The following is a 6,798-nucleotide window of genomic DNA, read 5'->3' as shown; positions in this document are numbered from 1 at the left end:
CGACGACCGCCGGACGGGTCGGCGCGCGGCACCTGCTCGTGCCGCGCCCCGGCCCGACAGGGATCCGATCCGGATCCCGATCTCATTGTGAAACAGCAGCTTCGGGAGTCCACTTGAACAGCATCGCCGATCCGACCGTGGTGATCGTGCCCGGTCTGCGCGACCACGTCGCCGACCACTGGCAGACCCTCCTCGCAGACAAGCTCGACCGAGTGCGCACGGTGCCGCCGCTCGAACACGACAAGCTCAGCCTGACGGCACGCATCGCGGCGCTCGACGCCGTGCTCGGCGAGATCGACGGACCGGTGGTGCTGGTCGCTCACAGCGCGGGCTGCATGATCACGGTGCACTGGGCGCAGCGGCCGACCCGGCCGATTCAGGGCGCCCTGTTGGCCACCCCCGCCGACCTGGAGCTGCCGCTGCCAGAGGGCTACCCGGTGATCGATGACCTCGAGCGCAATGGCTGGAACCCCATCCCGCGGGGCCGGCTTCCGTTCCCCAGCATCGTCGCCGCCAGCAGCAATGACCCGCTCGGGAGTCACCGACGAATCGCGGGCATGGCAGAGACCTGGGGCAGCCGGCTGGTCGACCTCGGCGACGTCGGACACCTCAATCCCGCTGCCGGCTACGGGTATTGGCCGCAGGCCGAGGAACTCCTCCTCGAGCTGACGGGTGCGAAGCAGGTCGCCTCGTGACCCGGGTGTTCGTCTCGGCCGCGGAGGCGGTCGCCGATATCGGCAGCGGTGCCTCGTTGGCGGTGGGCGGGTTCGGTCTGTGCGGCATCCCCGACGCGTTGATCGCCGCGATCGCGGACGGGTCGGCGACCGATCTGGAGGTCGCCTCGAACAACTGCGGAACGGACGGCCACGGCCTCGGCCTGCTGTTGGAGCAGAAGAGAATTCGTCGGGTCATCGCGTCGTATGTCGGCGAGAACAAGGAGTTCGCCCGGCAGTACCTGGCCGGGGAGTTGGAGGTCGAACTGTCGCCGCAGGGCACGCTGGCCGAGCGGCTCCGCGCCGGTGGCGCCGGTATTCCGGCGTTCTTCACCCCGGCGGGGGTCGGTACCCCGGTGTCGGAGGGTGGGCTGCCGTGGCGCTACGACGGCGACGGATCGATCGCCGTGGCATCTCCGCCGAAGGAGGTCCGCGAGTATGCGGGCAAGCGGTACCTGCTTGAGGAATCGATCACCACCGATTTCGCATTGGTGCACGCGGCGATCGGGGATACCGAGGGCAACCTGGTGTTCAACATGGCTGCACGCAACTTCAACCCGCTCGCCGCGATGGCGGGCCGGGTGTGCATCGCGCAGGTGGAGACCCTGGTGCGGCCCGGTGTGCTGGACCCGGCGCAGGTGCATCTGCCGGGGATCTTCGTCGACCGCATCGTCGCGACGGGCGTGCAGGACAAGCAGATCGAGAAGCGCACGGTGACGGCGCGGAAGGAGGCAGTCGCATGACCGCAACGTTGACGGTGGTCGGCTGGACCCGCGAGCAGATGGCGGCCAGGGCCGCGGCCGAGCTCTCGGCGGGCGAGTACGTCAACCTCGGCATCGGGCTGCCGACCCTGATCCCGAATCACCTCCCGCCCGGGCTCGAGGTGGTCCTGCACAGCGAGAACGGGATCCTCGGCACCGGGGCATATCCGGACGAGGACGGAGTGGACGCGGATCTGATCAACGCGGGCAAAGAAACGGTGACCGTGACGCCGGGCGCCTCGTTCTTCGATTCCGCGCTCTCGTTCGGGATGATCCGGGGTGGGCACATCGACACCGCGGTGCTCGGCGGGATGCAGGTGTCCGAGGCGGGCGACCTGGCGAACTGGATGGTGCCCGGCGCGATGGTCAAGGGCATGGGTGGGGCGATGGACCTCGTTCACGGCGCTCGCAGGGTCCTGGTGCTGATGGAACACACCGACCGGTCGGGGGCATCGAAGATCGTGCGCGAGTGCACCCTGCCGCTCACCGGTCAGGGTGTGGTGCACCGGATCATCACCAATCTGGCCGTTCTGGACGTCACAGAGGCGGGTCTGGTGTTGCGCGAATGCGCGCCCGGTGTGACGGAGGAGTCCGTGCGCGCGGCCACCGCCGCGCCGCTCGCGTAGGCCACCGACCACCTCCGTCACGACAACCGAAAGTGAGTTCAGCGTGCTGAACCTGTCCATGCTCCTGGAAGACTCCGCCCGCCGATACCCCGACCGGACGGCCCTGGTCCTCGACGGGGAGCGAATGACCTACGCGCAGCTCGACGCCCGTGCGAACCAGGTGGCGAACCTGTTGACGTCGCGGGGCGTGGAACCGGGAGACCGGGTGGCGCTCTCCTGCCCCAACCTGCCGCAGTTCCCGATCGTCTACTACGGGATCCTCAAGGCCGGTGCGGTGGTCGTCCCGCTCAATGTGATGCTCAAGGGCCGCGAAATCGCCTACCACCTGGCCGATTCGGGCGCCAAGGCGTACTTCTGCTTCGAGGGCAGCGCGGAGCTGCCGATGGGCGAGTTCGGCCGCGCCGGGTTCGACGCGACGGACCGGTGCCGGGAGATGTACCTGATCACCGCGGACCCAGACGCGATGGCACCGGTCGACGGCGTCACCACCCTTGCCGCCGCGTTGGCGGGCATGTCGCAGGAGGCGGGGTCGGTGGTCCGTGAGGCGGGCGACGCCGCGGTGATCCTGTACACCAGCGGTACCACCGGCAAGCCCAAGGGCGCCGAACTCACGCACTCCAACATGGTGATGAACGCAGCGACGGCGAACCGGCTGTTCGACAGCAACCCGGTCCGGCACGACACCTTCCTTGTCACCCTCCCGCTGTTCCACTCCTTCGGGCAGACCGTCGTCATGAACGCAGGCCTGTCGGTCGGGGCGACCCTTGTGCTGCTGCCCCGATTCGAGGCCGAGGCCGCCCTGCGGCTGATGGTCGACGAGGCCATCACCGTGTTCGCCGGGGTTCCGACCATGTACTGGGCCCTGCTCGGTGCGCTCGACGCAGCGAACACGGCAGGCGCCGTCGACGTGGCACGGATCGCGAGAACCATGCGGCGGGCCATCTCGGGCGGTGCGGCGCTGCCCGTCGAGATCCTGACCCGGTTCGCCGAGCGGTTCGGGGTGCAGATCCTCGAGGGGTACGGGCTGTCCGAGTCCTCCCCGCTGGCCCTCTTCAGCGACCCCGAGCGGGACCCCCGTCCCGGGTCGATCGGGGTTCCCGTCTGGGGTGTCGAGGCGCGGTTGGTCGACGACAACTGGAACACGGTGCCGGGCGCCGACGAGATCGGGGAGATCGCGCTGCGGGGGCACAACATCATGGCGGGCTACCTCGATCGCCCCGAGGCCACCGCCGAGGCGATGCACGACGGATGGTTCCGGACGGGCGATCTCGCCCGCCGTGACGCCGACGGCTTCTATTACATCGTCGACCGTGCCAAGGACCTCATCGTGCGTGGCGGGTTCAACGTCTACCCGCGCGAGATCGAGGAGGTCCTGCTCACCCACGAGGCCGTCTCCCTCGTCGCCGTCATCGGCGTCCCGCACGAGAGCCACGGCGAGGAGATCAAGGCGTTCGCCATCCTCGAGCCGAACGCGCAGATCACCGAGGACGAACTGATCGCCTGGTGCAAGGAACAGATGGCGAGCTACAAGTACCCCCGCTCGATCGAGTTCGCCACCGTCCTGCCCATGACCGCAACCGGCAAGATCCTCAAGCGCGAACTCGCGGCGATGTCCGTACCCGCACGCTGATCCCGGTACGTCCACCGGCACCGCCCACGCGGCGGTGCCGGGCGCTTCCTATGGTGTGAGGCGTGAATGAAACCATCGAGTTCCGCGGGGGAGCGGGGGCCATCGCCGCCGACCGCTGGACATCGGACGACGGGCTGGCCGGCCGAGGTGCGGTCCTGATGCTGCACGGCGGCGGTCAGACCCGTCACTCCTGGAACCGGGCCGCGGCGACCCTCTCGCGCGACGGCTGGACCGTCTACACCCTCGACGCGCGCGGTCACGGCGACAGCGACTGGGCGCAGGACGGCGACTACCGGGTCGACGGCCTCGTCGACGACCTGCGCGGCGTCATCGACCAGCTCGGCGAGATGCCGGTGCTCTTCGGGGCCTCCCTTGGCGGGATGACCGGATTGATCGCCGAGGGTGAGAACCCCGGACTGATGCGCGGCCTGGTCCTGGTCGACATCACGCCAAGGGTGGAACCCGAGGGCGTCAGACGGATCGCCGACTTCATGCGGGGCAACCCCGACGGATTCGCCAGCCTCGACGAGGTCGCCGACGCGGTGGCCGCATACCAGCAGCACCGCAGCAGGCCGTCGAACATCGAGGGGCTGCGCCGGAACGTCCGGGAACGGTCGAACGGCCGCCTGTACTGGCACTGGGATCCGGCATTCGCCCAGCCGGGGGGAGTGGGCGACATCATCACCTCCGACCACCATGGCCGGATGGTCGCGGCGGCGAGGGCCGTCGAGGTGCCGACCCTGCTGGTGCACGGCGGCAAGTCGGACATCGTCAGCACCGACGGGGTCGAGGAGCTGCTCGGGTTGATCCCGCATGCCACCGCCGTCAACGTCTCGGCCGCGGGTCACATGGTCGCGGGGGACGACAATGCCGTGTTCACCATGGAGGTCGGCGGCTTTCTCGACGGCCTGGCGTAAGTGTTGACGCCGGTGACGGTCATCCAAAAGGATGTAGCTCGCCCCTGACCCTCGGGGCGGTGACGACGCCCGGTTGCGGGCACCAAGGAGATACGCAATGGCCTTTGCAGGCAATGTCGATGAGCTGGCTCTGTTGCAGTCGGTGCGACTGAAGGGTTCGGTGTCGGCACCGGTGCTGGCCGTGCAGCTCGGGGTCACCGAGTCCTCGGCGCAGGCCGCGCTCGACGCGCTGGTCGCGGCGGGCCGCGCCTCCGATTCCGGCGACGCCGGGGTCTCGCTCACCGACGCGGGGGTGACCGAGCTCGAGGATCAGCTCGATGCCGAGCGCGTCTCCATCGACGAGGACCTGTTCGCGGAGGTCGTCGACCGCTTCGAGCCGCTCGACGAGGAGTTCGCCGAGCTGGCCGAGGACGACGTCGATTCGCTCGTCGACCTGGACCGTCGCGCGTCGGACGTGTTCGACGACGTCTCCGCGTACGTGCCCCGCCTGGCCAGGTACCAGGAGCTGCTCGCGGATTCCCTCGACCGGGTGAAGTCGGGCGATCCGTTCTCGGATACCTACGCGGTGGTGTGGTCCGAGCTGCGCCGCGAGGTCCTCAGCGCGTCCGGACAGTAGTCCGAAAAGTGGCGTGGCTCACGCCACCCCCCCTTTCGGGGGTAGTCGTCACGTGAGCCACGTCACTACCTTTCCTCGCAGTCAGTGACGCCCGACCGGGCATCACTCCTGGCTCGAGAAGAGGAACACATGACGACAGTGTCGCCAGTAGAAGGAACGGTGATCGCTGCGCCCCCGCGCACCAGCGTGCGCCGGGTGGCCATCGCGAGTTGTATCGGCACCACCATCGAGTTCTACGACTTCTTCATCTACGGGACGGCCGCGGCGCTGGTGTTCCCGAAGGTGTTCTTCCCGGCGTTGGGGTCGACAGCAGGAACGGTCGCCTCGTTCGCGACCTTTGCCGTCGCGTTCATCGCCCGGCCCGTCGGCGCGATGCTGTTCGGCCACTACGGCGACCGGATCGGCCGCAAGAAGACCCTGATCTCGACGCTGCTCCTGATGGGCATCTCGACCCTGCTCATCGGTCTGCTGCCGAGCGCCTCCACGATCGGGGTCGCGGCCCCGATCATCCTGGTGCTGCTCCGTTTCGGGCAGGGCTTCGCCGTCGGCGGCGAGTGGGCAGGCGCGACACTGCTGACCGCCGAGTACGCACCGCCGGGCAAACGCGGCCTGTACGCGATGTTCCCGCAGCTCGGCCCCGCCATCGCCTTCATCCTCTCCAGCAGCACCTTCCTCATCACCGGGGCCGTTCTCGGCGACTCGAACGAGACCTTCCTCAACTGGGGCTGGCGCGTGCCGTTCCTGTTCTCCATCGTCCTGGTCGGCATCGGCCTGTACATGCGCCTCGCCATCGAGGAGACCCCGGTGTTCCGCGCCAACCAGGCGCAGCGGGCACTCGACGGGCCGGACGCGGCGCCCCGAACCCTGCCGTTCCTCGACGCCTGGCGCTACCAGCGCAAGGAGATCCTGCTCTCCGCGGGCGCCCTGGCCACGCTGTTCGCCTTCTTCTACCTCGGCACGGCCTTCCTCACCAGCTACGGAACCAAGACGCTCGGCTTCAGTCGTCCGTTCGTGCTGATGGTCGGCATCGCCTCCGCCGTCGTCTTCGGTATCGCGATCATCGTCTCCGCGCTCTACTCGGATCGGATCGGTCGCCGCAAGGTGATCATGGCGTCCTGCGTCGCCGCGCTGGTCTGGGCGCTGGCACTGTTCCCGATCCTCGACACCGGATCGCCCGTCGCGTTCGTGATCGGCATGTTCGGCACGCTCGCCATCTTCGGGGTCGCCTACGGCCCGTGCGGTGCGCTGCTGCCCGAGATGTTCCAGACGCGGTACCGCTACACCGGCGCCGGCCTGGGCTACAACCTGGCAGGCGTGCTGGGCGGTGCCATCCCGCCGCTGATCGCCGCGCCGCTCGCTTCCACCTACGGCAGCTTCGCGATCGGGCTCATGCTGGCCGGACTGTCGGTGCTGAGCTTCTTCTGCACCAGGGCCCTGGTCGAGACCAAGGACCACGCGCTCTAGCCGCCGGGCGGGGTGTCCGGACCTTGGACAGTTACGGTCACCCCGCACCACCGACTATGTCGTAGGTCACA

Annotated in this window: 7 protein-coding genes; all 7 read left to right on the top strand. The window is 68.7% G+C overall.

The genetic code is table 11. The features are described 5' to 3' along the window. The first annotated feature begins 113 nt into the window (after window positions 1-113). The 7 genes from ACWFRB_RS23130 to ACWFRB_RS23100 all read left to right on the top strand — a co-directional run bounded on the left by ACWFRB_RS23130 (window position 114) and on the right by ACWFRB_RS23100 (window position 6,727). Entirely contained in the window at window positions 114-695 is a 582-nt protein-coding gene (locus ACWFRB_RS23130) for an RBBP9/YdeN family alpha/beta hydrolase (RefSeq protein WP_452643579.1), read from the top strand. Continuing rightward, window positions 692-1,456, top strand: coding sequence for a CoA transferase subunit A (locus tag ACWFRB_RS23125; protein ID WP_452643578.1), 765 nt, complete (start codon window positions 692-694; stop codon window positions 1,454-1,456). Before ACWFRB_RS23130 ends, ACWFRB_RS23125 begins: the two co-directional genes overlap by 4 nt. Further along, on the top strand, window positions 1,453-2,100 hold the full coding sequence (locus ACWFRB_RS23120; RefSeq protein WP_452643577.1) for a 3-oxoacid CoA-transferase subunit B: 648 nt from the start codon (window positions 1,453-1,455) through the stop codon (window positions 2,098-2,100). Before ACWFRB_RS23125 ends, ACWFRB_RS23120 begins: the two co-directional genes overlap by 4 nt. A 43-nt stretch (window positions 2,101-2,143) precedes the next feature. Then, window positions 2,144-3,730, top strand: coding sequence for a long-chain-fatty-acid--CoA ligase (locus tag ACWFRB_RS23115; RefSeq protein ID WP_452643576.1), 1,587 nt, complete (start codon window positions 2,144-2,146; stop codon window positions 3,728-3,730). Window positions 3,731-3,792: 62 nt separating this feature from the next. Next, a complete protein-coding gene (locus ACWFRB_RS23110) occupies window positions 3,793-4,647 on the top strand; it encodes an alpha/beta fold hydrolase (RefSeq protein ID WP_452643575.1) in 855 nt (284 codons plus the stop codon). A 97-nt stretch (window positions 4,648-4,744) separates the two neighbouring features. Further along, window positions 4,745-5,263 carry a hypothetical protein gene (locus ACWFRB_RS23105; RefSeq protein ID WP_452643574.1) on the top strand — a complete coding sequence of 173 codons (519 nt, stop codon included), beginning with the start codon at window positions 4,745-4,747 and terminating at the stop codon, window positions 5,261-5,263. Window positions 5,264-5,392: 129 nt separating this feature from the next. After that, window positions 5,393-6,727: an MFS transporter gene (locus ACWFRB_RS23100; protein WP_452643573.1), complete on the top strand. Its 1,335-nt coding sequence runs from the start codon at window positions 5,393-5,395 to the stop codon at window positions 6,725-6,727. Window positions 6,728-6,798: the final 71 nt, after the last annotated feature.

It is taken from the genome of Rhodococcus sp. NPDC055112 (assembly GCF_053607505.1).
This window is presented reverse-complemented; position numbering and strand designations above follow the sequence as displayed.

Excerpts from the sequence above, each read along its gene's own strand:
- ACWFRB_RS23100 (WP_452643573.1), top strand. The coding sequence starts at position 5,393 with ATGACGACAGTGTCGCCAGTAGAAGGAACGGTGATCGCTGCGCCCCCG.
- ACWFRB_RS23105 (WP_452643574.1), top strand. The coding sequence starts at position 4,745 with ATGGCCTTTGCAGGCAATGTCGATGAGCTGGCTCTGTTGCAGTCGGTG.
- ACWFRB_RS23120 (WP_452643577.1), top strand. The coding sequence starts at position 1,453 with ATGACCGCAACGTTGACGGTGGTCGGCTGGACCCGCGAGCAGATGGCG.